The following is a 26,143-nucleotide window of genomic DNA, read 5'->3' as shown; positions in this document are numbered from 1 at the left end:
CGTCAGAACAGATGATCCTGCACGCATTCATCTGCCCGCGCTGCAACAGAATTGGTCAAACCAAGACGCCTGTGCAACCACCGTCGAAAGAGTAAGGCCGCCGGCCGTCGAGCGGTCGGGAGTTCGCTCGGTCACCGCCGCGAGGTAACCCACCCGGTGACCGCAGCCGCTCGCTAGTTCATCTTTCGGCGGAGCCTCTTGATGATCTCTCGCAGGTCGTTCAAGTACTCCTCGATGATCCGTAGGGCCTCCTCTTTGCGCGAAGGCTTGGGCTCTGACACATCGTTCTCGGATCGATGCTCGTCTGACGGCGTCATGGTCCGATGTTGTGCTGGAGGCAAAGGCTGCCGTTGAGATAGATCAATGGTCGCTGACGACTGCTCAGACTTCGGCAGCGGCTCCCGCGTCCATGGCGCTTCTGGGCTACTCCGAGAGCACGTCTCGCTTTGCCTTCCCCTCGCGATACGATCAATTTGCGCCCGGCGGAGCGCACAGCGAGGGACGGCTCCGGTGTGTACCCAGCCTCGCGCGCCGGAGCCGTTTTCGAGCACGAGGAATAATCCGTGAGATCCCCCGTCGAGAAACGATCCATCGTCGTCAACGGCCACAAGACCAGCGTCAGCCTGGAAGCGGCCTTCTGGAATAGCATGAAGGAGATTTCCGACCTACGCGACATGACTCTGTCGGAACTGGTCGGCGAGATCGACCGCAACCGCCAGCAAGGCAATCTATCGTCCGCGATCCGTCTGTTCGTCCTCGATTACTTTAAGAACCGCGCCGCGGCGGCACTGCAGCCGTCCCGTGATGGAGCGTGAGCCATGGCCGTCTACGACCGCCACTGAGGTCTTCGCCACCATTGAGCATCGCGCTTGGTCAATCTCTTCGGCGATAAGTCCGAACGTATGGGCGAGCCTACACCCATCACGTCGAGCGGGAGGTCAATTGTTTTCGGGCCTTCGAACGCGTGAAGGACAAGCCGTGAACAGGAATTTGCAAAACAGCGAGGGATAGCCTGCAAAACAATTGCGTGAAAGAGGCAAATTCGCTAGGCAAATCAATGCGGCGGGCATGGCGGAATTGGTAGACGCAAGGGACTTAAAATCCCTCGGTGCGCAAGCGCTGTGCCGGTTCGACCCCGGCTGCCCGCACCATCTGGCGACGATACATGCGGACGCGCGCATTGATGGACAGGTCGAGAGGATTGCGGCCAAAGAATTTCGGCCTCCTTCACGTGACACCTCGATTGAGCCAAGCGTCGGCCCCCTCGGGGCTGGTGTCGTCAGGTGTTTCTCTGGTTGGCAAGCCCGAGTCGCAAGGACGAGCCCCACCCCGCTTAACAGCCATCCCAAAACGCTGCTTGTGCGGCGCAGCATCCCCGCTACATAAGCCTCTGCAAATGCAGAGGTAGCTTCGTGTCCGACGTCAATGCCGACAGTTGGGTGTCCTCGGGACACCGTCCGATGGGGTTTCCGGAATTCGTCATCGTGATTGCCGCCATCATGGCGCTCAATCCGCTTGCGATGGACATGATGCTGCCGGCGCTGCCCAATATCGGAGCGGCGTTTCAGATTCCCGTCGCCAATCATCTCCAGCTCGTGCTGTCGACGTTCCTGATCGGGTTCGGCGCCGGGCAGTTCGTGATGGGGCCGCTGTCGGACCGGTTCGGCCGGCGGCCGGTGCTGCTCGGCGGCATGACGGTCTATGCGATCGCGAGCGTGCTCGCGGTCGCGGCGCCCTCGTTCGAGACGCTGCTGCTGGCGCGCGCGCTGCAAGGGCTCGGCACCTCGGCGACGCGGGTGATCGCGACCTCGATCGTGCGCGACTGCTATGTCGGCCGGCGCATGGCGAGCGTGATGTCGCTTGCGATGATGGTGTTCATCGCCGTCCCCGTGATCGCGCCGTCCTTCGGACAAGCGGTGCTGCTGGTGACGCACTGGCGCGGCATCTTCATCGTACTGATGGGCTATGGCCTGCTGGCGCTCGGCTGGACCGTGCTGCGTCTGCCGGAGACCTTGCCCGAGAGTGAGCGCAAGTCGCTGGCACCGCGCGACGTGCTCGACGCCTTCCGCCAGACCCTGACCGACCGGCAAACGCTCGGCTACGCGGTCGCCGCGGGCTTCGTCATCGGCTCGCTGTTCGCCTTCGTGTTCTGCGCGCAGCAGGTGTTCACCGGCATCTACCATCTCGGCCATTATTTTCCGCTCGCCTTCGCGGCGATCGCGGCCGGCACCGCCATTGCGGGCTTTGCCAATGCGCGTCTGGTCGGACGCCTCGGCATGCGCGTGATCTCGCACGGCGCGCTGGTCGGCTATGCCCTCGTCGCCGGCCTCATGCTGCTCACCGCGAGCCTGCACATGCTGCCGCTGTGGCTGTTCATGGTGCTCTCGGCACTCATGATGTTCTCGTTCGGCATGATGATCGCCAACTTCACCGCGCTCGCGATGGAGCCGCAGGGCCACATTGCCGGCACCGCGTCCTCGCTCTACGGCTCGATCACGACGCTGTTCGGCATCGTCGTCGGCATGACGATCGGCCAGAGCTTCGACGGAACGTTGCTGCCGTTTTCGACCGGCTTCTTCCTGTGCACGCTGGCCGCGCTCGCGGTCGTCGCCGTGGTGGAGAAGGGCCGGCTGTTCCGGCCGCATCATCGCGCAGGCTCTTAGGTCGCGCGCGAGGAACCTCACCCGCTCCTCCATGTTGTCATGCAGCAATCGGAGGCACGACATGGAACCAGAGACCAAGGACCCACCTGCGAAGGACGCCAAGAAGGTCGAGCAGGACATCAGGGAACGGCAAGAGACCACACTGCCCTTCGCCAGCGAAGGGCTCGAGCAGTTGCGCGACAGTCATTGTTGAGAGAGCGCCTTATCGCGGCGCGCGCTTGCTCGCGCTGAATTCGTCCGCAGAGCTCGCCGGCGGATCGCGTCCGTCATCATGCGGCGGCACGAGCAGCACGACCAGCTTGCGTGTGACGCCGCGCCGGCCGAGCAGCTCAGCCTGAAGGTTGAATTCGCGCCTGACGAAATCCCCGGCGCGCGCCGAAGTCCGCTCCATCCAGCCGAGGCAATCGGGCTGGTCGTGGAAGCACAGCGCCGCCCAGCCGCGCTCCAGTGTGCTCTTGCGCGGCAAGCCCCAGCTATATTGATAGGCGAACGGCCGCGCATAATGCGGATGATCGGGGCTGTAGAAGGCGGTCGCGAAGGCCAGCGCGTCGTCGCCGCTGACGGCTGACAGCGGCACGCCGGTGTGATCGCGCCACTGCCGCGTGAGCTCGGCAGCCGCCTCGTGATAAAACTCCCGGCCTTCTTCGTAGCCGTGCGCGTTGCGGTAGGCGGCATGGATGGGGGCCACGACCACGAGTGCGACGACGCTGACGCCTGCAACCAGCACCATGGCATTGACGGCATAGAAGCGCTCGATCGGATAACGCGTGCCGCACACGATCAGAACGACGAACAGGAACAGTCCCTGCAACGCCCACAGTGACGGCAGGTCCGTGCCCACGGCGAGCGAAGTCAGCATCGGCAGGAGCAACGTGCCGAGCGCAACGTAGAACAGCAGCTTCAATCCAGGATCCATCGCGCCGAAGTCGGCCGGCAGGCGTTTCAAGCGGTCGCCCGCAATCATCACCCAGGTGACGGCCGCAGCGCTCATCGCCGCGACGAGCCCGAGCGCAAACGACTTCACCTCGCCCAATGCCGTGACGAGGTCGGCATTGGCGTGCGTCAGGGCATAGGAAAAGGTCGGGGCACCCGTGGTCACGAGCCAGTGGAGATGCGGCGACAAAGCCAGAAGCCCGGTGACGGCGGAGATCCAGGGCGAAACCGAGGTAAAATAGGCCCGGCGCGCCGGGTGCATCGCTGCGGCCAGCGCGAAGCTCGCGACCAGGAATACCGAATAGTATTTCCCGACCATCGCCAGCGCCGTCGCAAGACCCACGGCAATGGCCCAGCGCGCCGTGCGCGTCTCGAACGCACGCAGGAAGCAGAAGGTCGCGAGCGGCCAGACCGCAAGCAACACGCTGTTGGCATTGAAACGCTGGGCGTGGAATTGATAGGCCGGCGTCAGCATCAGCAGCAGCAGCACCAGAAGGCGCTTCTGCCCGCTCACGAAGCGGCGCGAGATCAGGTCGACGAACCACAGCGCCAGCGCGGCGTTGGCCATGGCCATCAACTGCATCGACCAGTCGCTCACGGGGAAGATCGCGGTCCAGGCGGCCGCCACCCAGCCCATCAGCGGCGGATGTTTTGGATAGCCCCAGGCAAAATGCCGCCCCAGCGTCCAGGCTTCGAGCGTGTCCGGATGCAGGCCGGCCCCCAGATAGGCGATTGCGAGATAGAGCGTCCAGACTGCCGTGAAGGCCGCGAGCAGCAGCGGCACACCCCAGCCAGCCTCCACGCCGTCGAGCCAGCGCAGGAAGGGACGACGCCAGCGGACAGGCGAGCGATCCGAGCGTTCGGCCATCGCCTGGAATGCAAAGTCTATCGGCACGTCATTCAATTGAGGGAGGAAAAGAGCCGGACAAGCGGCGCGACATCTATTTCAGCTCCTGAAACAAATAGCAACAACCGGAAACTGGAACAGTTTCAAAGGCGCGCCGTTCTCGCCGCACAGACAAAAATGGCCGGGGCGACTGCCCCGGCCATCGTCGATGTCGTCCGCCTGGAGAGGGGCGTGTCGCTTATTCGGACTTGTCCATATTCCAGAATACCGGCGTCGCGGGGCCATCGATCACGCCCGAGATCGACTTCCGCCAGGAGCTCGGCGCGAGATACTGCCCGAGCGGGACGTAGATCACCTGATCATAGGCTTCCTTCTGAATCTCGGTGGCGATCTTCTTCTGCTCGTCGAGTGAGGGGGCGCGGACGAAGGCGTCCTTGAGCTGCTCGATCTTGGCGTCCTCCGCCCAGCCGAACCAGCCGCCCTTCTTGCCTTGGCCGCCGATCGAGAGGTTGGCGATCGGGTTGGAGACGTCGGCAGACACCCAGTTGGTGAAGAACATGTTCCAGCCGCCCTCCTTCGGCGGCTTCTGGCTGGCGCGGCGGCTCACCACGGTCTGCCAGTCGGTCGCCTGGAGATCGACCTTGAAGCCGGCCTCGCGAAGCTGCTGCGCCGCCACGATCGGCTGCGCCTTCAGCGTGATCACGTCGCCGGGCGCCATGATCACCACCGGCGTGCCGTCATAGCCGGACTCGGCAAGCGCCTTCTTGGCTTCCGCCAGGCCGCCGCCCTTGACCAGCGTCTCGGAGCCGACGTCGGTTGCGAACGGCGTGTCGCAGATGAAGAAGGCGCCGCACACCTTGTAGTATTTGGGATTGCCGACCAGCGCGTCGAGCACGTCCTTCTGGCTCATCGCCAGCAACGCTGCGCGCCGAACCTTCGGATTGTCGAAGGGCGGATAGAGGAAGTTCATGCGGCCGAGCGTCTGGTAGCCGAACTTGTTGAGCACCTCGATCTTCAAATCGTTGTTGGCCTCGAGCACCGGCAGCATGTCCCATGGAATGTTCTCCATGAAATCGATGTCGCCCGATTGCAGCGCGTTCACCGCGGTCTGCGAGTCCGGCATCGTGACCCACTCGACGCGGTCGACCCTCACGACCTTGCCGCCGGCGGTCCAGCTCGACGGCTCCTTGCGCGGCACATAGTCCTTATTCTTCTCGTAGACCGCCTTCACGCCCGGCTGGAATTCAGCCTGCACGAACTTGAATGGGCCGGAGCCGATCTGCTCGGGAATCTGCTTGTCCGGCGGCGTCTCGGCGAGGCGCTTGGGCATCATGAAGGCGACGCGAGAGGACGGCTTGCCGATTGACTCCAGTACGAGCCCGTAGGGCTCCTTCAGCTTCAGCGTGAAGGTCTTGGGATCAGTCGCCTCGATGCTTGCCGTGAACCGCATCATCTGCTGGCCCATGCCATCGACCGCGGCCCAGCGCTTCAGCGAGGCGACGCAGTCTTCGGCCGTCACCGGCGTGCCGTCATGCCATTTCAACCCGTCGCGCAGCGTGAAGGTGTAGGTGAGCTTGTCGTCGGAGATCTTCCAGTCCGCCATCTGGGGCTGGATCTTGAAATTCGAATCGGTCGCGATCAACGTATCGTAAACCATGTAGCCATGATCGCGCGTGATGTAGGCCGTGGTGAAGATGGGATCGATGATCCTGAGGTCGGAGTGCATCACTGCGGTGATGGTCTTGCCGGCGGCGAGGACCGGCGAGGCCAGCGCCGCGAGCGCGACGGCCGACAGCGCGAGTTTGGAGACGATCGCGCTGCGTCCCCGGCGCAAGAAGTGGAACATCGAAGCTTCTCCTGACGTGAAACTGGTCAAAGGCAGGCTATTGGTTGAGCATTCGGATCGTTCTTTGGGCGAACTAACCTCATGCAATGCCTTGGTCTTTTCGAGACTTGCAGAGAGCATCGAAGGCGTCAATCCGCTTTCGCTGCATGCCCATGCGTCCGCGCGCACGGGCTCCGTCTTTGCGCGTTTCGCTCTACAACGCGTCCCCGCCTATCATTTCCTGATGCGCCGAATGCGCATCCCACGCGTGCGAAGCTGAAGAGGCCTCCTATGAATCCAGCCAATCTCCCATTTGATTCCGAGGCCATGCTGCAGGGCCTGCGCGCATGGGTCGAATGCGAAAGCCCGACCTGGGACGCGAGCGCGGTGAACCGCATGCTCGACCTCGCCGCGCGCGACATGGCGATCATGGGTGCGACGATCGAGCGCATCGCCGGACGGCAGGGTTTTGGCGGCGGTGTGCGCGCACGCTTTCCGCATCCGAAGCAAGGCGAGCCCGGCATTTTGATCGCCGGGCACATGGACACCGTGCATCCCGTCGGCACCATCGAGAAACTGAAATGGCGGCGCGAAGGCAATAAATGCTACGGCCCCGGCATCTTCGACATGAAGGGCGGCAACTACCTCTCACTCGAGGCCATCAGGCAATTGGCCCGCGCCTCCTTCGTAACGCCGCTGCCGATCACGGTGCTGTTCACGCCGGACGAGGAAGTCGGCACGCCGTCGACCCGCGACATCATCGAGGCCGAGGCTGCGCGCAACAAATACGTGCTGGTGCCCGAGCCCGGCCGGCCCGACAACGGCGTCGTCACCGGGCGCTACGCCATCGCGCGCTTCAACCTCGAAGCAACGGGGCGGCCGAGCCATGCCGGCGCGACGCTCTCCTCGGGTCGTTCCGCGATACGGGAAATGGCGCGACAGATCCTCGCGATTGACGCGATGACGACTGATGATTGCACTTTCTCGGTCGGCATCGTGCATGGCGGGCAATGGGTCAATTGCGTTGCCACCACCTGCACCGGCGAGGCGCTCTCCATGGCCAAGCGCCAGGCCGACCTCGACCGCGGCGTCGAGAAGATGCTGGCACTGTCGGGCACGACCAATGATGTCAGCTTCAAGGTGACGCGCGGCGTCACGCGTCCGGTCTGGGAACCCGACGCCGGCACCCTGGCGCTGTACGAGAAGGCGCGGGGGATTGCCCGCGAGCTCGGCGGCGAGTTGCCGCATGCCAGCGCGGGCGGCGGCTCCGACGGCAACTTCACCGGGGCGATGGGCATCCCGACCCTCGACGGCCTGGGCGTGCGCGGCTCCAATGCCCACACGCTCGACGAACACATCGAGGTCGACAGCCTCGCCGAGCGCGGCCGACTGATGGCGGGGCTGCTGGTGACGCTGACGTAGATCGACCTTGTCGTGTGGGCAAACGCGCTCTTGCGCCGTGCCCACGATCGGTCCGCGCCGGAAATCGCGTTGGTGGGCACGCTTTGCTCTGTACGCAAAGACGTGGATGCCGGACATGACGGCCATCCAGAATTTCAGACCCCAATGGCATGGGAATTGCTGAAATGTTAGGCTGGGTGGCAACCTGCCCAAGGGTGCCTCGCCGGTTTGACTCTAATCTGACGGATCCAACTTGCTCGGATATCTCGTTCGCCGCATCCTTGCCGCCGTTCCCGTGATGGGCGTGGTCGCGCTGTTCGTCTTCCTCCTGCTCCGGCTCACCCCGGGCGACCCTGCCGCGATACTCGCCGGTGACAACGCGACGCCCGAACGGCTCGAGCGCATCCGCGCCTCGCTCGGCCTCAACGAGCCGCTCATCGTGCAGTTCTTCACCTGGATCAACAAGCTCCTGCACGGCGATCTCGGGACGTCGCTGATCTCGAACCTGCCGGTGCTGAAGATGATCGGCCAGCGCGTCGAGCCGTCGATCTCGATCGCGCTCTCCACCATCATCCTCGCCGTCGTCGTCGCCGTGCCGCTCGGCGTGATCGCGGCGTGGAAGCATGGCACCTGGATCGACCGCTTCGTGATGGGCCTCTCCGTGCTCGGCTTTTCCGTGCCCGTGTTCGTGGTCGGCTACGTCCTGATCGAGATTTTCGCCATCGACCTGCGCTGGGTGCCGGTGCAGGGTTTCAAGAGCATCACGGCCGGTTTCGGACCGTTCTTCGAGCGCATCATCCTTCCGACCTGCGCGCTCTCCTTTATCTATATCGCGCTGATCGCGCGCATGACGCGGGCGGCGATGCTCGACGTGCTCGGCGAAGACTACGTGCGCACCGCCCGCGCGAAAGGCATCAGCGAGGTCGCGGTGATGATGCGGCACGCACTGCGCAACGCCGCCGTTCCCGTGATCACCGTGATCGGCACCGGCTTTGCGCTTCTGATCTCCGGCGTCGTCGTCACCGAAAGCGTGTTCAACATTCCCGGCATCGGCCGCCTCACGGTGGACGCGGTGCTGGCGCGCGACTATCCGGTGATTCAGGCCATGATCCTGCTGACGTCGCTGATCTATGTCGTCGTCAATCTCCTGATCGACGTCGCCTACACGTTGCTTGATCCGCGGATCCGGTACTGAGGCAGGGATAAACAAGGTCAAGCATGTCGATCGACACCCTCCCCGAATCATCCATTCCGATCACGAAGCCGCTTCGGCCAAAATTCGGATTTCTCACCTCGACGCCGATCATCGCGGCCGCGACCATCTGCCTCGCGCTGATCGCACTGATCACCATCCTAGCGCCGCTGATCGCCCCGCATGACCCGGTCCTGCTCGCGCCGTCGCAGCGGCTGAAGCCGGCCTCGGCGCAATTCCTGCTCGGCACCGACGCCTTCGGCCGCGATCTCTTGTCGCGTGTGATCTATGGCGGCCGCGTCTCGCTGTTGATCGGCATCGGCTCGGCGGCTCTGTCGATCGCCATTGGGCTCGCCATCGGTCTCGTCTCCGGCTTCTTCAAGCTGGTCGATTCCGTCATGATGCGCGTCATGGACGGCCTGATGGCGATGCCGAGCATCCTGCTCGCGATCGCCGTCGTGTCGCTGTCGGGCGCGAGCATCTGGACCGTGCTGGTCGCGATTACGATTCCGGAGATCCCGCGCGTGGCGCGCCTGGTGCGCTCCGTCGTCCTGTCCGCGCGCGAAGAGCCTTATGTGGAAGCGGCGATCTCGGTCGGCTCGTCACTGCCGAAGATCATGTGGCGCCACCTGATGCCGAACACGATCGCACCGCTGATCGTGCAAGGCACCTATGTCTGCGCGTCTGCGATCCTTACCGAGGCCATTCTCTCCTTCCTCGGCGCCGGCATCTCGCCGGAGACGCCGACCTGGGGCAACATCATGGCCGAGGGGCGCCAGTTCTTCCAGATCAAGCCGTCGTTGATCTTCTGGCCGGGCCTTTTGCTCTCGCTCGCGATCCTCAGCATCAATTTGATTGGCGACGCCGCCCGCGACGCACTCGATCCCCGCATGAAGCAGCGGGAGGGCAAGTAAGAATGACCAGCACCATCCTCGACATCAACGACCTCACCGTCTCCATCGGCAAGACGCCGAACGGACCGAAGATCATCGACGGCATCTCAATCCAGGTCCGCGAGCGCGAGACGCTGTGCCTCGTCGGCGAAAGCGGTTCCGGCAAGTCGGTGACCTCGCTCACCGTGATGGGCCTGTTGCAGAAGGGCTCGCTGGTGCCGACCGGCGGCAGCGTCAGGCTCGTCGGCGAGGAACTTCTCATCGCAACCGACCGCCGCCTGCGGCAGTTGCGCGCCACGCAAATGGCGATGATCTTCCAGGAGCCGATGACCGCGCTCAACCCGGTCGTGCCGGTCGGCCGTCAGATCGACGAGGTCCTGCGCGCCCACACCGATCTTGACGCCAAAGCCCGGCGCCACCGCATCCTCGAGATGATGGAGCAGGTGCGGCTGCCGCAGGTCGAGCGCATCTTCGCCTCCTACCCGCACCGCCTCTCCGGCGGCCAGCGCCAGCGCATCATGATCGCGATGGCACTGGTACTGGAGCCGAAGCTGCTCATTGCCGACGAGCCGACCACCGCACTCGACGTCACCACGCAGAAACAGATCCTCACTCTGATCCGCGACCTCCAACGCGATCACGGCACCGCCGTGCTGTTCATCACCCACGACATGGGCGTGGTGGCCGAGATCGCCGACCGCGTCGCGGTGATGCGGCAGGGCCGCCTGGTCGAGACCGGTACGCTCGATTCCGTGCTGCGCAATCCGTCGATGGAGTACACCCGCAACCTGCTCGCCTCGGTGCCGAGCCTGGTGCCGCGCGCGGCGCGGCCTGAGACCAAGGAACCGATCGTGCTGGAGGCCAACGACCTCGGCAAGGTCTATCGCGAGCGCACATTCTTCGGCAAAGGCCGCGAGGTTGTCGCCGCCGACAAGGTCACCCTCACCTTGCGCAAGGGTCGCACGCTCGGCATCGTCGGCGAGAGCGGCTCGGGCAAGTCGACGGTGGCGCGATGCATCGTGCGCCTGATCGACCCGACCTCGGGCGGCGTGCGCCTGGCGGGCCGCGAAATCTCCGATCTTTCGCGGCGGCTGCTCCAGCCGCATCGCCAGAAAATCCAGATCGTGTTCCAGGATCCCTATCGCTCGCTCAATCCGCGCGTCAGCATCGGCGAGAGCATCGCGGAAGGCCCGATCAATTACGGCGTCTCGCGCCCCGATGCGCTGAAGCGCTCACGCGAGCTTCTCGAGCTGGTCGGCCTGCCCGCTGATGCAGTGTCGCGCTATCCGCACCAGTTTTCGGGCGGCCAGCGCCAGCGCATCGCCATTGCGCGCGGGCTCGCGCTCGATCCCGACGTGCTGGTCGCCGATGAAGCGGTCTCCGCACTCGACGTCTCCGTGCAGGCGCAGGTGCTGGAACTGCTCGACGAGATCCAGAAGCGCCTCGGCATAGCGATCCTGTTCATCACCCACGATCTGCGCGTCGCCGCCCAAATCTGCGACGAGGTCGTGGTGATGCAGCACGGCCGTGTCGTGGAACAGGGCCCGGCAGCCGACGTGCTGACGCATCCGAAGCAAGTCTACACCAGGTCCCTGCTCGATGCGGCGCCCGGCCGCGGCTGGGATTTTGCCAATTTCCGGCCGGTGGAAGGCGTGGCGGCGACGGTCTGAGCCACACACTCCGCCGTCATTCCGGGGCATCGCGAAGCGATGAGCCCGGAATCCAATAGCCGCAGGACCTGTTGAGCAAAAGATTCGGGCTCACGCCCAAGTGGGCGCGCCCCCATTGCGCAGTGCGCAATGGGGAATGACGAGCGGAGAGGATGCGCCGCGCTCGCAACGGCGGCGAAGTGTACCATTCCCAAAACGGCTTGAGGCCATGCGCGACACGATGGAGTCCCTTGCTTGCCCTCGCCGCAAAGGCAGAGCTAACGTCGCGCGCATCATTTGACCCAACTGGATCAAGGACAAGATGCCCACCATCGACCGCATCGACGGCTACGCCGACGAACTCACCGCCATCCGCCGCGACCTGCACGCCCATCCCGAGATCGGCTTCGAGGAGGTCCGCACCTCCGGCATCGTCGCCGACAAGCTGAAGAGCTGGGGCATCGAGGTGCATCGCGGCCTTGGGGGCACCGGCGTGATCGGCGTCATCAAGGGCAAGGGCACCAGTGCAAGGCGCATTGGCCTGCGCGCCGACATGGACGCGCTGCCGATGGAAGAAAATACCAATCTGAAATGGCGCTCGACCATCCCCGGCCGCTTCCACGGCTGCGGCCATGACGGTCACACCACGATGCTGCTCGGCACGGCGCGCTATCTCGCCGAGACGAAGAACTTTGACGGCACGGTGCATCTGATCTTCCAGCCGGCCGAGGAGGGCCTCGGCGGCGCGCGCGCTATGATCAAGGACGGGTTGTTCGAAAAGTTTCCCTGCGACGAGCTCTATGGCCTCCACAATGCGCCGGACCTCAATCTCGGCGAGGTCGCGATCCTGCCCGGACCCGCAATGGCCGGCGCCGACTTCTTCGATCTCCGCATCAACGGCTATGGCGCGCATGGCGCGATGCCGGAGCGCTCGAAGGACGCCGTGATGATCGCAACCACGCTGGCGCAGGCCATTCAGACCATCGTCAGCCGCAACGTCGAACCGCTCCAGGCCGCTGTCGTGTCGATCACCCAGATCCATGCCGGCTCCGCCTACAACGTCATCCCCGGCGAAGCGCATCTCTGCGGCACCGTGCGCGCCTTCTCGGATGACGTGCGCGCGCTGATCCGCGAGCGCATGCGTACCATCTGCAACGGCGTCGCGGCCGCCTTCCAGGTCGAGATCGAGGCCGACATACGCGACGCCTTCGGCGTGCTGGTCAACCAGGTCGAGCAGTCCAAGGCGGTCGAAGAGGCCGCGCGCACCGTGGTCGATCCCGCCAAGGTGATCACCCGCATCCAGCCGAGGATGGGCAGCGAGGATTTTGCCGACATGCTGCAGACCATTCCCGGTGCCTATTTCTGGGTCGGTCACGACGGCTCGGTGCCCGTGCACAATCCCGGCTACGTGCTCGACGACAAGATTTTGCCGATCGGCGCCAGCATGTTCGCCCGCATCATCGAGCAGCGCATGCCGGTCGGTGGCCATGCATAAGCCGCGCACCTACGAGAAGCTCACCTCGCTGCACGATCTGTCTGCGGTCGATCTGATCGCGGGCTACAAGGCCAGGCAGTTCTCGCCGAGCGAGGTACTGGAGGACGTGATCGCGCATGTCGCAGCGTGGGAGCCGCATCTCAGGGCGCTCTACGCCTTCGATCCCGACGGCGCGCGCGAGGTCGCAAAGGCATCGACCGCGCGCTGGTCGGGCGGCGAGCCATCCGGTCCGCTCGACGGCGTGCCGGTGACGGTGAAGGACAACATCGCGACCAAGGGCGTACCGGTGCCGCTCGGCGCGGCAAGCGTGAAGCTCGTGCCGGCGGAGAAGGACGCTCCGCCAGCCGCGCGGCTGCGCGAAGCCGGCGCCATCATCTTCGCCAAGACCACCATGCCCGATTACGGCATGCTGTCGTCCGGTCTTTCCAGCTTTCATGCCCTCGCCCGCAATCCCTGGGACCTCTCGAAAAATCCCGGCGGTTCGAGCGCCGGTGCCGGCGCCGCTGCAGCGGCCGGCTACGGTCCGCTGCATCTCGGCACCGATATCGGCGGCTCGGTGCGGCTGCCGGCGGGCTGGTGCGGTCTCGTCGGGTTGAAGCCGAGCTTCGGCCGCGTGCCGATCGATCCAGCCTATGTCGGCCGCGTCGCAGGGCCAATGACCCGCACCGTCGACGATTGCGCGCTGATGATGAGTGTGATCGCAAAGCCCGACCGCCGCGACGGCATGAGCCTGCCGGCCGACACCATCAATTGGAAGGCGCTGGAAAAATCGCCGAGAAAACTGCGCATCGGCCTGATGCTCGATCTCGGCGTCGGCCTGCCCCTGGAAAAGCCGGTGCGCGAGGTCGCGGTGAAAGCCGCGAAAGCCTTCGAATCCGCGGGCGCCGTCGTCACCGAGATCGAGGGCATTTTGACGCGCGAGATGCTCGATGGCCTCGACAACTTCTGGCGCGCACGGATGTGGGACGATCTGACGAAGCTCACGCCTGCCGAACGAGCCAAGGTGCTGCCCTATATCTTCAGATGGGGCGAGTCCGGCGCAAAGCTCTCCGGCGTCGAGGTCATCAGAGGCTTCAACCAGACCATGGCGATCCGCGCGGCCGCGGCAAAGCTTTTCTGCGAGCTCGACTATGTGATCTCGCCGACCGCGCCGAGCGTGAATTTCCCGGCGGAGCTCGCCTCGCCCACCAACGATCCCATGAAGCCGTTCGAGCACATCTGCTATACCGTACCGTGGAATATGTCGGAGAACCCGGCGATATCAATCAACGGCGGCTTCGACCCAAAGGGCTTTCCGATCGGCGTGCAGATCGTCGGCCGCCGTTTCGACGACATCGGCGTGCTGGGCATGGCCAAGGCGTTCGAGGGTTTGCGCGGTGCGCAGCCGCCCTGGCCGTCGCCGCCGAGGAAATAACGTCTTCCGTCATTCCGGGGCGCCGCGAAGCGGGGCTATGGATTCCGGGCTCGCGCCAAAGAGGGCACGCCCCGGAATGACATGCTACAAATCAAATGAACAAGATGAACAAAGGGAAGGAAACCACCATGGCGTATGAGACGATCGAGTACGAGATTGCCGACGAGATCCTCACCATCACGCTGAACCGGCCCGACAAGCTCAACGCCTTCAACGCCAGGATGCAGGCCGAGTTGATCGAGGCGTTCGACGCCGCCGACGAGGACGACAACATCCGCGCCATCATCGTCACCGGCGCGGGCCGCGCCTTCTGCGCCGGCGCCGATCTCTCTTCCGGCGCCGACACCTTTGATCGCGACGCAAAGCGCGGACCGGTGAAGCGGCTTGCGAGCGGCCAGGTCGACTATAGCGATCCGCAGGTGCGCGATGGTGGCGGTCAGGTGACGCTGCGCATCTTCAAGAGCCTGAAGCCCGTGATCGCCGCGGTGAACGGCCCTGCGGTCGGCATCGGCGTCACCATGCAGCTTGCGATGGACATCCGCATTGCCTCGGAGGCAGCGCGCTTCGGCTTCGTGTTCTCCCAGCGCGGCATCGTGCCGGAAGCAGCGTCGAGCTGGTTCCTGCCCCGCCTCGTCGGCATCTCGCAGGCCCTGGAATGGTGCTACACGGGCCGCGTCTTCCCCGCACAGGAAGCGCTCGCCGGGCGGCTGGTGAGCAAGGTGGTGCCGCCCGATGATCTCCTGCCGACCGCGCGCGCGCTCGCCAAGGAGATCGCAGCCAAGACCGCGCCGGTGTCGGTCGCGCTGATCCGGCAGATGATGTGGCGCATGATGGGCGCGGACGATCCGATGGAAGCCCACAAGATCGACAGCCGCGGCATCTACGCCCGCGGCCGGTCGGACGACGTCAAGGAAGGTGTGACGTCGTTCCTGGAGAAGCGCCCCGCGCAATTCAAGAACAAGGTGTCGAAAGACATGCCGGACTATTTCCCGTGGTGGACGGAACGCGAGTACAAGTGAGCCTGGAGCCGACGGTGCCGCAAGACGGCGTCGTCCTCCTGCACGGGATCAGCCGGACGGCGCGCTCGTTTCGCAAAATGGAAACTGCAATCGGGCGCGCCGGCTACGCAACGCTCAACCTCGACTACGCCAGCCGTCGCAAGGCGCTTCAAGACCTCGCGGATGACATTCATCCCACGATGGGCCCGGCGCAAGAGCGCCTTTGCCCACCCTGCAAGAGGCAGCGTCAATCCATCACCAGCGCCACACGCCCGATCGCCTTGCGATCGATCAGCAATCGCATCGCCTTTGCGTAGTCCTCCAGCGGCAGGCGATGCGAGACGTTGGGACGCAGCTTGCCCTCCTCGGCCCATGCGAGCAGCGCCTTCAGGCGCACCTCGCCGAGGGCCGGATTCTTGCGTACCGCTTCGCCGGCGCGCACGCCCAGCACGCTCGCGCCCTTGATCAGCAGCAAATTTGTCTTCGCGGAGCCGATGCCGCCGGTGAAGCCGATCACCAGCAGCCGCGCGCCCCAGGCGATGCAACGCATCGAGTTCTCAAAGACCTCGCCCCCGACGGGATCGAACACCACGTCGGCACCGCGGCCATCGGTGATACGCTTGACGGCATCGCGAAACGGCCCGCGTGCATAGAGCACGAGGTGATCGGCGCCCCTATTCTTTGCGATCGCGAGCTTCTCTTCCGATGACGCGCAGGCAATCACTGTCGCGCCCAGCATTTTGCCCAGTTCGACGGCCGCGAGCCCCACGCCGCCGCCGGCGCCGTGCACCAGCAGCACCTCGCCCGGCTCGACCTTGCCGCGATCGATGAGCGCGTGATAGGCGGTGCCGTGGCCGGCGAGGAAGGTCGCGGCTTCCGCATAGTCGAAGGTCGACGGCATCGGCGCGAGCTGAGAGCTGGCGACCACGGCTTCGTCGGCATATGCGCCGTAGCGCATCTTCACGATGACCTTGTCGCCGACGCCGATGCCGCGCGCCGCAGCATCGACCTCGGTCACATCGCCCGCGGCCTCCACGCCTGGCGTGAACGGCAGCTCGGGCTCGAGCTGATATTCGCCGGCTGCCATCAGAATATCCGGAAAGTTGAGGCCGGCGGCGCGGATCGCAACCCGCACCTCACCCTCCGCAAGCGGCCGCGACGGGAAGGCCTCGAGCCGCAAGCTTTCGGGCGGACCAAGCTCGCGGCAAACGACAGCCCGCACCATCAAGCTGCACTCGCCTTGCGGCGAAGTAGCGCCTCGCGGATCAGAGGCAGCCGATCGTTGCCGAAATACATGTCGGTCTTGTCGAGAAAGATCGTCGGCGAGCCGAAGCCGCCGCGGGCGACGACCTCTTCGGTGTTGGCCTTGAGCTGATCCTTGATCGCCTGCTCGGAAATTCCGGCGAAGAACTTTTGCGCGTCGACGCCGACCGTCTTGCAGATGTCTGCGAGCACGGCGTCCTGCGAGATATCCCTGTCCGCGCCCCAATAGGTCTCGAACACCGCGGTCGCGAACGGCACCATGTCTTTGCCAAGCCAGATGCAGCCGCGCATCGCTTTCACGCTGTTCACCGGAAACACCGTCGGGGGCATCTTGATCGCGAGCCCCGCCGACCGCGCCCAGTCATTGAGGTCCTTCAGCATGTAGCGTGCCTTCAGCGGCACCGGCTTTTCGCGCTGCGCGTAGACGCTGGGATTGACGCTGTTGAAGATGCCGCCGACCAGGATCGGCCGCCAGGAAATCTCGACGCCGAGCTCCCTGGCCAACGGCTGGATGTTGTGGAATGCGAGATAGGTCCAGGGGCTGGAGCAGTCGAAGAAGAAGTCGATCATGGCGTTTCCTTGTTTTATACTTGATGCGGTCCTCATCCTGGAGGAGGCCGCGTAGCGGCCGTCTCGAAGGATGGCCGCGGGCAACAGCGGGGCCTTCATGGTTCGAGACGCGCCTTCGGCGCTCCTCACTATGAGGAACTGGCACTACTGCTTTCCCAGGACGTCCTTCGCCATTTGTCCGAACATCACGCGCTGTGCCCTCTCGTCGACTTTTGTTGTTCTGTACCTCGACGTTAAGACATGGCAGGAAGGTGCGCAATGACAACCGATGCGGAGGGCGCCATGCTGTTTCCAACCACCATCGCCGGCTCCTTGCCGAAACCGGAATGGCTCGCCGAGCCGAACATGCTCTGGGCGCCCTGGAAGTCGAGGGGCGATGAACTCTTGCGCGCCAAGCGCGATGCGGCGCTGATCTGGCTGAAGATCCAGGAAGACGCCGGCATCGACATCGTCACTGAGGGCGAGCAGGCGCGGCAGCACTTCGTGCATGGTTTTCTCGAGAAGATCGAGGGCATCGACTTCGCGCACAAGGTCGAGATGGGAATCCGGAAGGATCGCTATAAGGCGATGGTGCCGCAGTTGGTCGCGCCGTTGCAGCTCAGGGAGCGCGTCCATGCCTTTGAAGCGCGGGTGGCGCGCACGCACACGAAGCGGAAGCTGAAATTCACCCTGCCCGGCCCGATGACCATCATCGACACCATTGCCGATCGTTACTATGGCGACCGCGTGAAGATGGCCTTCGCCTTCGCCGATCTCCTGAACGCGGAGGCCAAGGCGTTGCAGGCCGACGGCGTCGACCTCATCCAGTTCGATGAGCCCGCATTCAACGTCTACATGGACGAGGTCAACGATTGGGGCATCAAGGCGCTGGAGCGCGCCGCCGAAGGCCTGACCTGCGCCACGGCCGTGCACATCTGCTACGGCTACGGCATCAAGGCCAACACCGACTGGAAGGAGACGCTTGGCGCGCAGTGGCGGCAATACGAGCAGATCTTTCCGGCGATCGATGCCAGCTCGATCCAGCAGGTCGCGATCGAATGCCGCAATTCCAAGGTCCCGCTCGACCTGCTGTCTCTGCTCAAGGGCAAGATCGTGCAGGCCGGCGTCATCGACGTCGCCAGCGATACGGTCGAGACGGCGAACGACGTCGTTGAGGTGATCGATGCGGTGTCGAAATTCGTGCCCAAGAGCAACATCATAGCGACGACCAATTGCGGCATGGCGCCGATGCGGCGGGAGATCGCGGAAGCCAAGCTGATGGCACTCGGCGCCGGCGCTGCGCTGGCGCGCGAGAGGCTCGGTTGATGCGGCTCGCGTGCAGCGTCGCGTTGCTGGCGGCACTCGCGCTGCCAGCGCACGCCGAGGATCGTTCCGTGCTCCTCAATTGCAAGGCCATGGTAGATCGCGCCGCGAATGATACTGGCACGGCGAGCGAAGCCGAGCTCATCCGCTGCCGCCAAGTGATCCGCGAATGGGCGCTGCGCGATGCGCGGATGATCGTGGACGAACAGGGGCGGCCGTTGCGATAAGGTATGTTTCGCGCCACACGCACACTGCGCTCTCTCCCCCTTGTGGGCAGGGCAATCGCATTTGGCGTTTTGGAGGCCGTGAACGTGGTCGGCCTTCATGGTTCGAGACGCGCCGCAAGCGGCGCTCCTCACCATGAGGGTCTAAGATTTTGCCGCGAAACAAGAACCTCATCCTGAGAGCTTGCCAATCTTTCTCGTTTTGCGTGGTCATCGAAGGATGTGGCAGTTCCTCGTCGTGGCAACGCGTGGGCTGGGCGGCTGTGGCGAGGTTGGGGGATGTCGATGAACGCTCCTCTATGCGCTAGCGAGGCGGTTGCCTTGCAGGATGTTGTTGGCGAGGGCGTACCAGAGCACGACGGCGCGGACCTTTTCGAAGCCGCGCACGGTCAATTGGCGCAGGTCCCAGTTGCGCCAGCGGGCATGTATGCACTCGCAAATCGACCGGGGCTTGTATCGGGCCTTGCCCTCTTCGCTCGCCATGCGCGCACGCCAGGCCAACACCCCCGGGCCGTCGCCGCGTCGCGGTAGATGGGGATCGGTGCCGTGCTTGGATTGAGTGGGCGGGCAAAAGATATCGATGCCCTCGGCGTGCGCCCACTCGATGTCCTCGGCACTGCCAAAGCCGCCATCGACGAGATGGTCCTTGGGCAACCCGCCAGGACGCGCGCGCTGCCGCTCCAGCATGGGCCGCATCAGGCCGCGGTCGGACCCGGTGTTGCAGACCTTGATGTCAACGACGATCGGCTGGCCGGCGGCACTCGTCACCTGCACGTTGTAGGCGGGGCGGAAGCCGCCGTCGGCCATCTTCATGACCCGTGCGTCGGCGTCCGTCGTGGAGGCCCGCGGCTCTTTCGGCTTCTTGCCGTTGCCGCGCTTTTCTTCGCGCTCCTTGCGCTGCTGCTTGATTTCGGCGAGCGCCGTCTGCGCCGCTTTGACGCGCGCTCTGCGCTCACGCGCGGCGCGCTCCTTGGCGGCCTTCATGCGCTGATTGCTAGCATCCGAACGAGCGTCAACCTCGCGTTTGAGGTCTTCCACCACCGCCTCAGCCAAGGCCAGGTGCCGATCGAGCGTCGCCTCCCGCCGGAACGAAGCGGCCCCGGCGCTGGCCCGGACCCGAACACCGTCCTGCGCCAGCGTTTCCAGATTGACGAGGCCGACCTTCGCCAGCACCGCCAAATGCTCGCAAAGCAGCCGGTCGAGCAGGTCGGCGCAACCGACCCGGAAGTCCGCCAGCGTGTGATGGTTCACCGACACCCCGCCACACAGCCAACGATAGGCGTCATGGCTCTCGCAAAGCCGCTCCAACGCGCGCGCGCTGCCGACGCCCTCGCTGGTGGCATAGAGCCACAGCGCCAGCAAAAGCCGCGGCGATGTCGCGGGGTGACCAGGCCGATCGCCCCGCGCTTTGATCCGGTTCTCCAGCTCACTCAGGTCGAGTTCCTCGACATAGGACCAGATCAGGCGCACCGGATGGTCTTCCCCGATCAGGCTCTCGATATCCACTGCTCGCAACTCGATTTGATCGCGTTGGGGCTCACGAAGTCGCGGCGCTGCGAGCGGCGCCGCACCGGCTTGCGGCTTTGCCTGCTCCGGCAGATCCCCAAACAATTCATCAGCGGCCATCATCCCTCCTGCGAATCCATCACCGCAAGAGAATCACACAGCACCAGCTTTCGGCTATACCGCTTGCGAGCAGTCAAAAAGATTCACAGCCTCTGAGGAGCCCGCCAAAGGCGGGCGTCTCGAAGGATGGGCCGCAAAGAAACCGCTCGCCAGGTTCTTTTTCAATGCGATAGCCCTGCCCTTGTGGGGGAGAGTTGGAGTAGCCACAAGCTCCGCTCTCACATGGGGCTACCCCCCTCCCTGGCCCTCCCCCACAAGGGGGAGGGAACGCACCGTGCGCTGGGATGGAGCACGGGCTCATAACCAGCGCTTAGCGCGCGCAGCGTCGATGGCGGTGTGAGCAGCATTGCTTTGTCGAGCTCGCGCTTGGCCGCCACATAACCCGCTGGTGACCACAACGCTGCCCCGCCCCTTGCGATCAAAAAACTCTCCTCGCCCTCCTGTACCATTGCGCCGTGCGGCAGTTCAGCGATTGGCATCGGCAGCGCATGCAGCCGCTTCTTGCCGCGATCGAGGCGCTCGCGGTGCAGGACGGCGTCGATCGCCTTCGCGCCGATGCCGCTCACATCGTTCCCCTTCTCCCAGGCGGCCCGAAACCGTCTGGCGTCGTCGCGGCGGCAGAAGAAGCAAGGGCGGTGGCCGGCGGCGAAGGCGGTGGCTTCGTCGAGGAAGAACAGCTCGGTCCAGCTCCGGCGCGCCATCACCGGCCGCCGCCAGCCGCGAAATTCGCACATGCAGGTGATCCAGGCCGGCGTCGACCAGCGCTTGCTCAACAACGTCTTCGTTGCGGGATCATGAATGATGCCGCGATTGCCCGTGAATATCCCGCGATGCGGCGTCGCGATGATCTCGCCGGTCGGCGTGACTCGGTTTTGCAGCGGCATGGGCGCAGCCTCTGGGCGTCATTGCGAGCAAAGCGAAGCAATCCAGACATGCAGACGTGGAAGCAGCCTGGATGGCTTCGTCGCTTCGCTCACAATGACGGAAGTCACGCGGCGCCGTCGCGAAGCGGCGGGTGGTAGGACAGCGCGGTGTCCCAGGGGAAGAAAATCCAGGTGTCCTGCGAGACTTCCGTAATGAAGGTGTCGACCAACGGACGGCCCTTGGGCTTGGCGTAGACAGTGGCGAAATGCGCCTCGGGGAGCATCTCGCGGACGAGCTTGCCGGTCTTGCCGGTGTCGACGAGGTCGTCGACGATCAGAAGTCCCTTGCCGGTACCGCCGCCGAGCTTCATCGCCGCGTCGGAAATGCCCTTCAGCACCTGGAGATCGCCCTGCTTCGTGTGGTCGTAGCTGGCGATGCAAACCGTATCGATGATGCGCACCCCGAGCTCGCGCGCCACGATCGCGGCCGGCACCAGGCCGCCCCGGGTGATCGCGATGACCGCGTGGAACGGACCGACCTCGTTGAGGCGCCAGGTCAAAGCCCGGCAGTCGCGGTGAAACTGGTCCCACGAGACCGGAAAGGCCTTGCCAGCCCGCTCCTGCGCACTCAGTTCCGGTGCCTCACCCATCGTCGTCTCCATTCGTCGCAATCGTCTTCTGCTAGCGGGTGACGTTCAATCCCGCCAGCATTTCCTTCACCGCCGCCATCGCTGCCGCCAGCTTTTCCGGATCGCGCGAGCGCACCACAAGGTTGGTGTTCGGCTTCTGCTCCTCGTCCATGAAGGGATAGCTACCGATGATGGTGTCGGGATGAGCGCCGGCGATGGCCCGCAGGGGCCCGCCGATGTCGCCTTCGCGCGCATTGGCGCGGACCGAATCGGAGAGCATGCGCACGCCCGATTTCAGCTTGGGCGAGACGATATCCATCATCGCCTGCATGATCGATGGCACGCCCGCCATCACGATGACATTGCCGATCTTGAAGCCGGGGGCGAGAATGGTCGCGCTCTGGATCAGCTCGGCGCCGTCGGGAATGCGGGCCATGCGCAGGCGGGCCTCGTTGAGGTCCTGCTCGCTCCAGCGCTCGCGGAAGCGGGCGACCACCTCGGGGTGATGGTCGATGCCGACGCCGAAGGCCTTTGCCACGCTGTCGGCGGTGATGTCGTCATGGGTCGGCCCGATGCCGCCGGTGGTGAAGACATAGGTGTACCGATGCCGCAGTGCATCCAGCGCCGCGATGATGTCGGGCTCGTCATCGGAGACGACCCGGACCTCCTTCAGGTCGATACCGATATTGGTCAGATATTCGGCGATGAAGCCGATGTTCTTGTCCTTGGTCCGGCCGGACAGGATCTCATCCCCAATGACCAGAATGCCCGCCGTGACGATCTCGCTCATAAACCTGTCCCTCACCTGTAGCGCCGACTTTGCCGAGGTAACGCGTTGAAGTCACGCGGTTTTGCTGCCGAAATAAGCAGTCCTCCGCCATTTTTTCAGGCAAGTCTCCGGCCATCCCCGGCAAATGCCCACAGTCCATGCTTATCGCTCTGGCCCGGCCCTTGCTACCACCGGGGTAAGTCATGCACTCTCACAAGCATGGCCACGGAGTACAGTCGGGATCGATGGCAGTCGCGTTTGACGAAATGAACATTCCCGGCGGGGATCTGCGCCCCGCCTATCAGGAGCTGGCACGCTGGCTCAAGGAGACGCCTCCCGAGGCGCTCGAATATCGCCGTCAGGAAGCGGAACTGCTGTTCCGCCGGATCGGCATCACCTTCGCGGTCTATGGGGATTCCGAGTCCACGGAGCGGCTGATTCCGTTCGACGTAATCCCCAGGATCATGTCGGGCAAGGAATGGGCGCTCCTGGAGAAGGGCCTCAAGCAGCGCGTGCGGGCGCTGAACATGTTCCTGCGCGACATCTATCACGGTCGCGACATCCTGCGCGCCGGGGTCGTGCCCGACGACCTGATCTTCCACAACCCGGTGTTCCGGCCCGAGATGAACGGCCAGCAGGTGCCGCACGACGTCTATGTGCACATCGCCGGCATCGACATCGTCCGGGTCGACGCCAACGACTTCATCGTGCTGGAGGACAATGCGCGCACGCCGTCCGGCGTGTCCTACATGCTGGAAAACCGCGAGATCATGATGCGGCTGTTTCCGGACCTGTTCGCCCGCCACAAGGTGGCGCCGGTCGAGCGCTATCCGGACGAACTGCTTGCGGCCTTGCGCTCCGTCGCGCCGCTCAGTGCCTCGGCCGAGCCGACGGTCGCCCTGCTTACACCCGGCGTCTACAACTCCGCCTATTACGAGCACTCGTTCCTCGCCGACAAGCTCGGCATCGAGCTCGTCGAGGGCAGAGATCTGATCGTCAAGAACAACGAAGTGTTCATGCGCACGACGGAAGGGTTGAAACGGGTCGACGTGATCTATCGCCGCGTCGACGATGACTTCCTCGATCCGCTCACCTTCCGCCCCGATTCCGTGCTCGGCGTGCCCGGCCTGATGTCGGCCTATGCGGCCGGCAACATCACGCTCGCCAACGCCGTCGGCACGGGCATCGCCGACGACAAGGCGATCTACTCCTACATGCCGGACATCGTGAAATTCTACCTCGGCGAGGAGCCGATCCTGAAGAATGTGCCGACCTGGCGCTGCCGCGAGCCGAAAGACCTCGCCTATGTGCTCGACAATCTGAGCGAGCTCGTCGTCAAGGAAGTGCACGGCTCGGGCGGCTACGGCATGCTGATCGGCCCCGCGGCAACGAAGGCGACCATCGAAGCCTTCCGCGAGAAGCTCAAGCGCGAGCCCGAAGGTTTCATCGCGCAGCCGACGCTGGCGCTGTCGACCTGCCCGACCTGCACCGCCAGCGGCCTCGCGCCGCGCCACGTGGACTTGCGGCCGTTCGTGCTGACGGGCAGCAAGCGCACCACCATCGTGCCGGGCGGGCTGACCCGCGTGGCGCTGAAGGAGGGCTCCCTGGTCGTGAATTCGAGCCAGGGCGGCGGCACCAAGGACACCTGGATACTGGACGAGTAGAGAGAATGCTGTCGCGTACCGCCGAAAACCTCTACTGGCTCGCCCGCTATGTCGAGCGCGCCGAATATCTCGCGCGCACCATCGATGCGACGCTGCGCGTTACCGCTCTGCCGGCAACCTATGTCGGCAAGACCAACGAATGGGACTCGGCGCTGCTCACCGCCGGCGTCGCCGCGAGCTTCTATCAGAACTACGAGGAAGCCAACGAGCACAACGTCGTCGAATATCTGTCGTTCTCCGCCACTAACCCGTCCTCGATCAAGAACTGCATCGAGGCGGCGCGGCTGAACTCGCGCTCGGTGCGCACCGCGCTGACCAGCGAGATGTGGGACACCATCAACTCGGCCTGGATCGAGTTGCAGGCCCTGTGGAGCAAGGGCACCTCGACGCGCGAGGAGCTGGCAAAGTTCCTGCGCTTCGTACAGGAGACCTCGTTGCGCTTCGACGGCTCGGCCTACCGGACCATGCTGCGCAACGATGCATATTGGTTCTCGCGCTTGGGCTTGCACCTGGAACGCGCCGACAACACCGCACGCATTCTCGACGTGAAGTACCACGTGCTGCTGCCCGAGGAGGAACATGTCGGTGGCCCCCTGGACTTCTACCAGTGGAGCTCGATCCTGCGCTCGGTGTCGGCGCTCACCGCCTATCACTGGGTCTACCGCGAAACGCTGAAACCCTGGCTGATCGCAGATCTGCTCATCCTCAACGACACGCTGCCGCGGTCGCTGGCGAGTTGCTACGGCAATCTCGTGCGCAATCTCGACCAGATCGGGGTCGCCTATGGCCGCCAGGGCCCGGCCCAGCGCCACGCCCGCGGCATCCGCAACCGGCTGGAACACTCCAACATGAACGACATTTTCCAGCACGGCGTGCATGAATTCATTCAGGAATTCATCGCGGATAATTCCAGGCTGGGCGAAATCGTCACGAAGCAGTATTTGATCTAGCCAGGACTGAAACTCTCACCCTTCGTCATTCCGGGGCGATGCGAAGCATCGAACCCGGAATCTCGAGATTCCGGGTTCGGCTCTTCGAGCCGCCCCGGAATGACCGATCTAGAAACACCATGCGCCTGCGAATCCTGCACACCACCACCTATCGCTACGAGCCTGCGGCCACGAGCGTGATCCAGATCCTGCGCATGACGCCCGGCAGTCATGACGGGCAATATGTGGCCGAATGGCAAATCGACGTCTCCACCGACACCAAGCTCGACATGCACGAGGACGCCTTCGGCAATGTCACCCATGTGCTGTCCTGTGGTCCCGTCGCCGATATCAAGATCACCGCCGAAGGCCTGATCGAGACCCATGACACCGGTGGCGTGCTGCGCGGCGCCGACGAGCGCTTTCCGTCGGGGCTGTTCCTACGCTCGACCGAGCTCACCGCGGTCAATCCGGAGATGGCGAGCTTTGCGCGCCAATTGCGCAGCGAGGCCGAGAGCGACACGCTCGGTTTCCTGCACGCACTGATGCCGGAGATCAGCGAGCACATGACGTTCGACGAGGACCCGACCAACAGCGGCACCTCGGCGGTCGAGGCGTTCACGCTCAAGCGCGGTGTCTGCCAGGACTACGCGCACATCTTCATCGCCTGCGCCCGCACCGCCGGCGTGCCGGCGCGCTTCGTCTCCGGCCATTTCCTGCGCTCCGACGGCACCGTCCATCAGGACGCCGGCCATGCCTGGGCGGAGGCTTTCGTGCCCGATCTCGGCTGGGTCGGCTTCGATCCCGCCAACTGCATCTGCTCGACCGATGCCCATGTCCGCGTCGCGATCGGGCTCGACTATCTCGGCGCCGCCCCGGTGCGCGGCACCCGCTATGGCGGCGGCGCGGAGACACTGACAGTCGCGGTGAAAGTCGAGCAGGCCGGACGATCGGGGCAGTGGCAGAGCCAATCGCAGGGATAGAGACAGCGCCA

23 protein-coding genes and 1 tRNA gene are annotated in these 26,143 nt (G+C 64.4%); 16 read left to right on the top strand and 8 right to left on the bottom strand.

The window, feature by feature from the left end:
- The first annotated feature begins 563 nt into the window (after positions 1 to 563).
- From QA640_RS17165 to QA640_RS17150, 4 genes are all read left to right on the top strand, one after another.
- Entirely contained in the window at positions 564 to 815 is a 252-nt protein-coding gene (locus tag QA640_RS17165) for a ribbon-helix-helix domain-containing protein (protein ID WP_283041768.1), read from the top strand.
- Positions 816 to 1,062: 247 nt separating this feature from the next.
- Positions 1,063 to 1,151, top strand: a tRNA-Leu gene (locus QA640_RS17160).
- 261 nt (positions 1,152 to 1,412) lie between these two features.
- Positions 1,413 to 2,663, top strand: coding sequence for a multidrug effflux MFS transporter (locus QA640_RS17155; protein WP_283041767.1), 1,251 nt, complete (start codon positions 1,413 to 1,415; stop codon positions 2,661 to 2,663).
- A 61-nt stretch (positions 2,664 to 2,724) separates the two neighbouring features.
- Positions 2,725 to 2,856: a hypothetical protein gene (locus QA640_RS17150; protein WP_283041766.1), complete on the top strand. Its 132-nt coding sequence runs from the start codon at positions 2,725 to 2,727 to the stop codon at positions 2,854 to 2,856.
- 9 nt (positions 2,857 to 2,865) lie between these two features.
- Here the strand turns inward: QA640_RS17150 and QA640_RS17145 are convergent, their stop codons facing one another.
- Both QA640_RS17145 and QA640_RS17140 read right to left on the bottom strand, forming a co-directional pair.
- Entirely contained in the window at positions 2,866 to 4,464 is a 1,599-nt protein-coding gene (locus QA640_RS17145) for a glycosyltransferase family 39 protein (protein ID WP_283041765.1), read from the bottom strand.
- 217 nt (positions 4,465 to 4,681) lie between these two features.
- Entirely contained in the window at positions 4,682 to 6,289 is a 1,608-nt protein-coding gene (locus tag QA640_RS17140) for an ABC transporter substrate-binding protein (protein WP_283041764.1), read from the bottom strand.
- A 270-nt stretch (positions 6,290 to 6,559) separates the two neighbouring features.
- On the opposite strand from QA640_RS17140, the gene QA640_RS17135 reads away from it, so the two are divergent.
- From QA640_RS17135 to QA640_RS17105, 7 genes are all read left to right on the top strand, one after another.
- Entirely contained in the window at positions 6,560 to 7,690 is a 1,131-nt protein-coding gene (locus QA640_RS17135) for a M20/M25/M40 family metallo-hydrolase (protein WP_283041763.1), read from the top strand.
- A 232-nt stretch (positions 7,691 to 7,922) separates the two neighbouring features.
- Positions 7,923 to 8,864 (top strand): ABC transporter permease, encoded by a 942-nt coding sequence (locus QA640_RS17130; RefSeq protein WP_283041762.1) that lies wholly within the window; start codon positions 7,923 to 7,925, stop codon positions 8,862 to 8,864.
- Positions 8,865 to 8,887: 23 nt separating this feature from the next.
- Positions 8,888 to 9,775, top strand: a complete 888-nt coding sequence (locus QA640_RS17125) for an ABC transporter permease (protein WP_283041761.1) — start codon at positions 8,888 to 8,890, stop codon at positions 9,773 to 9,775.
- 2 nt (positions 9,776 to 9,777) lie between these two features.
- Entirely contained in the window at positions 9,778 to 11,424 is a 1,647-nt protein-coding gene (locus tag QA640_RS17120; RefSeq protein WP_283041760.1) for an ABC transporter ATP-binding protein, read from the top strand.
- Positions 11,425 to 11,725: 301 nt separating this feature from the next.
- Complete coding sequence (locus QA640_RS17115) at positions 11,726 to 12,898, top strand: M20 aminoacylase family protein (RefSeq protein ID WP_283041759.1); 1,173 nt, start codon at positions 11,726 to 11,728, stop codon at positions 12,896 to 12,898.
- Positions 12,891 to 14,312, top strand: a complete 1,422-nt coding sequence (locus tag QA640_RS17110) for an amidase (protein ID WP_283041758.1) — start codon at positions 12,891 to 12,893, stop codon at positions 14,310 to 14,312. The genes QA640_RS17115 and QA640_RS17110 overlap by 8 nt, the downstream gene beginning before the upstream one ends.
- A gap of 128 nt (positions 14,313 to 14,440) precedes the next feature.
- Positions 14,441 to 15,331, top strand: coding sequence for a crotonase/enoyl-CoA hydratase family protein (locus QA640_RS17105; RefSeq protein ID WP_283041757.1), 891 nt, complete (start codon positions 14,441 to 14,443; stop codon positions 15,329 to 15,331).
- A gap of 226 nt (positions 15,332 to 15,557) precedes the next feature.
- Here the strand turns inward: QA640_RS17105 and QA640_RS17100 are convergent, their stop codons facing one another.
- A complete protein-coding gene (locus tag QA640_RS17100; protein WP_283041756.1) occupies positions 15,558 to 16,535 on the bottom strand; it encodes an NADPH:quinone oxidoreductase family protein in 978 nt (325 codons plus the stop codon).
- Positions 16,535 to 17,143: a 2-hydroxychromene-2-carboxylate isomerase gene (locus QA640_RS17095; RefSeq protein WP_283041755.1), complete on the bottom strand. Its 609-nt coding sequence runs from the start codon at positions 17,141 to 17,143 to the stop codon at positions 16,535 to 16,537. The genes QA640_RS17100 and QA640_RS17095 overlap by 1 nt, the downstream gene beginning before the upstream one ends.
- A 282-nt stretch (positions 17,144 to 17,425) precedes the next feature.
- Here QA640_RS17095 and QA640_RS17090 point away from each other — a divergent pair, with 282 nt between their 5' ends.
- A complete protein-coding gene (locus tag QA640_RS17090; RefSeq protein WP_283042813.1) occupies positions 17,426 to 18,448 on the top strand; it encodes a methionine synthase in 1,023 nt (340 codons plus the stop codon).
- Positions 18,448 to 18,672: a hypothetical protein gene (locus QA640_RS17085; protein WP_283042812.1), complete on the top strand. Its 225-nt coding sequence runs from the start codon at positions 18,448 to 18,450 to the stop codon at positions 18,670 to 18,672. The genes QA640_RS17090 and QA640_RS17085 overlap by 1 nt, the downstream gene beginning before the upstream one ends.
- Before the next feature lie 294 nt (positions 18,673 to 18,966).
- Here the strand turns inward: QA640_RS17085 and QA640_RS17080 are convergent, their stop codons facing one another.
- From QA640_RS17080 to QA640_RS17065, 4 genes are all read right to left on the bottom strand, one after another.
- Positions 18,967 to 20,298, bottom strand: a complete 1,332-nt coding sequence (locus QA640_RS17080) for an IS1182 family transposase (RefSeq protein WP_283037042.1) — start codon at positions 20,296 to 20,298, stop codon at positions 18,967 to 18,969.
- A gap of 215 nt (positions 20,299 to 20,513) precedes the next feature.
- On the bottom strand, positions 20,514 to 21,179 hold the full coding sequence (locus QA640_RS17075) for a hypothetical protein (RefSeq protein WP_283041754.1): 666 nt from the start codon (positions 21,177 to 21,179) through the stop codon (positions 20,514 to 20,516).
- Positions 21,180 to 21,283: 104 nt separating this feature from the next.
- Positions 21,284 to 21,808, bottom strand: a complete 525-nt coding sequence (gene gpt / locus QA640_RS17070) for a xanthine phosphoribosyltransferase (RefSeq protein ID WP_283041753.1) — start codon at positions 21,806 to 21,808, stop codon at positions 21,284 to 21,286.
- A gap of 31 nt (positions 21,809 to 21,839) precedes the next feature.
- Positions 21,840 to 22,577, bottom strand: a complete 738-nt coding sequence (locus QA640_RS17065) for a molybdopterin-binding protein (RefSeq protein WP_283041752.1) — start codon at positions 22,575 to 22,577, stop codon at positions 21,840 to 21,842.
- Between the two features lie 224 nt (positions 22,578 to 22,801).
- Here QA640_RS17065 and QA640_RS17060 point away from each other — a divergent pair, with 224 nt between their 5' ends.
- The 3 genes from QA640_RS17060 to QA640_RS17050 all read left to right on the top strand — a co-directional run bounded on the left by QA640_RS17060 (position 22,802) and on the right by QA640_RS17050 (position 26,132).
- On the top strand, positions 22,802 to 24,220 hold the full coding sequence (locus tag QA640_RS17060) for a circularly permuted type 2 ATP-grasp protein (RefSeq protein WP_283041751.1): 1,419 nt from the start codon (positions 22,802 to 22,804) through the stop codon (positions 24,218 to 24,220).
- A 5-nt stretch (positions 24,221 to 24,225) separates the two neighbouring features.
- Complete coding sequence (locus tag QA640_RS17055) at positions 24,226 to 25,170, top strand: alpha-E domain-containing protein (protein WP_283041749.1); 945 nt, start codon at positions 24,226 to 24,228, stop codon at positions 25,168 to 25,170.
- Between the two features lie 119 nt (positions 25,171 to 25,289).
- Positions 25,290 to 26,132 carry a transglutaminase family protein gene (locus tag QA640_RS17050; RefSeq protein ID WP_283041748.1) on the top strand — a complete coding sequence of 281 codons (843 nt, stop codon included), beginning with the start codon at positions 25,290 to 25,292 and terminating at the stop codon, positions 26,130 to 26,132.
- Positions 26,133 to 26,143: the final 11 nt, after the last annotated feature.

Origin of the sequence: Bradyrhizobium sp. CB82, assembly GCF_029714405.1 — a bacterium.
Classification (GTDB): domain Bacteria; phylum Pseudomonadota; class Alphaproteobacteria; order Rhizobiales; family Xanthobacteraceae; genus Bradyrhizobium.
This window is presented reverse-complemented; position numbering and strand designations above follow the sequence as displayed.

Excerpts from the sequence above, each read along its gene's own strand:
- QA640_RS17150 (WP_283041766.1), top strand. The coding sequence starts at position 2,725 with ATGGAACCAGAGACCAAGGACCCACCTGCGAAGGACGCCAAGAAGGTC.
- QA640_RS17145 (WP_283041765.1), bottom strand. The coding sequence starts at position 4,464 with ATGGCCGAACGCTCGGATCGCTCGCCTGTCCGCTGGCGTCGTCCCTTC.
- QA640_RS17140 (WP_283041764.1), bottom strand. The coding sequence starts at position 6,289 with ATGTTCCACTTCTTGCGCCGGGGACGCAGCGCGATCGTCTCCAAACTC.
- QA640_RS17135 (WP_283041763.1), top strand. The coding sequence starts at position 6,560 with ATGAATCCAGCCAATCTCCCATTTGATTCCGAGGCCATGCTGCAGGGC.
- QA640_RS17125 (WP_283041761.1), top strand. The coding sequence starts at position 8,888 with ATGTCGATCGACACCCTCCCCGAATCATCCATTCCGATCACGAAGCCG.
- QA640_RS17120 (WP_283041760.1), top strand. The coding sequence starts at position 9,778 with ATGACCAGCACCATCCTCGACATCAACGACCTCACCGTCTCCATCGGC.
- QA640_RS17115 (WP_283041759.1), top strand. The coding sequence starts at position 11,726 with ATGCCCACCATCGACCGCATCGACGGCTACGCCGACGAACTCACCGCC.
- QA640_RS17110 (WP_283041758.1), top strand. The coding sequence starts at position 12,891 with ATGCATAAGCCGCGCACCTACGAGAAGCTCACCTCGCTGCACGATCTG.
- QA640_RS17105 (WP_283041757.1), top strand. The coding sequence starts at position 14,441 with ATGGCGTATGAGACGATCGAGTACGAGATTGCCGACGAGATCCTCACC.
- QA640_RS17100 (WP_283041756.1), bottom strand. The coding sequence starts at position 16,535 with ATGGTGCGGGCTGTCGTTTGCCGCGAGCTTGGTCCGCCCGAAAGCTTG.
- QA640_RS17095 (WP_283041755.1), bottom strand. The coding sequence starts at position 17,143 with ATGATCGACTTCTTCTTCGACTGCTCCAGCCCCTGGACCTATCTCGCA.
- QA640_RS17090 (WP_283042813.1), top strand. The coding sequence starts at position 17,426 with ATGCTGTTTCCAACCACCATCGCCGGCTCCTTGCCGAAACCGGAATGG.
- QA640_RS17085 (WP_283042812.1), top strand. The coding sequence starts at position 18,448 with ATGCGGCTCGCGTGCAGCGTCGCGTTGCTGGCGGCACTCGCGCTGCCA.
- QA640_RS17080 (WP_283037042.1), bottom strand. The coding sequence starts at position 20,298 with ATGATGGCCGCTGATGAATTGTTTGGGGATCTGCCGGAGCAGGCAAAG.
- QA640_RS17075 (WP_283041754.1), bottom strand. The coding sequence starts at position 21,179 with ATGCCGCTGCAAAACCGAGTCACGCCGACCGGCGAGATCATCGCGACG.
- gpt (WP_283041753.1), bottom strand. The coding sequence starts at position 21,808 with ATGGGTGAGGCACCGGAACTGAGTGCGCAGGAGCGGGCTGGCAAGGCC.
- QA640_RS17065 (WP_283041752.1), bottom strand. The coding sequence starts at position 22,577 with ATGAGCGAGATCGTCACGGCGGGCATTCTGGTCATTGGGGATGAGATC.
- QA640_RS17060 (WP_283041751.1), top strand. The coding sequence starts at position 22,802 with ATGGCAGTCGCGTTTGACGAAATGAACATTCCCGGCGGGGATCTGCGC.
- QA640_RS17055 (WP_283041749.1), top strand. The coding sequence starts at position 24,226 with ATGCTGTCGCGTACCGCCGAAAACCTCTACTGGCTCGCCCGCTATGTC.
- QA640_RS17050 (WP_283041748.1), top strand. The coding sequence starts at position 25,290 with ATGCGCCTGCGAATCCTGCACACCACCACCTATCGCTACGAGCCTGCG.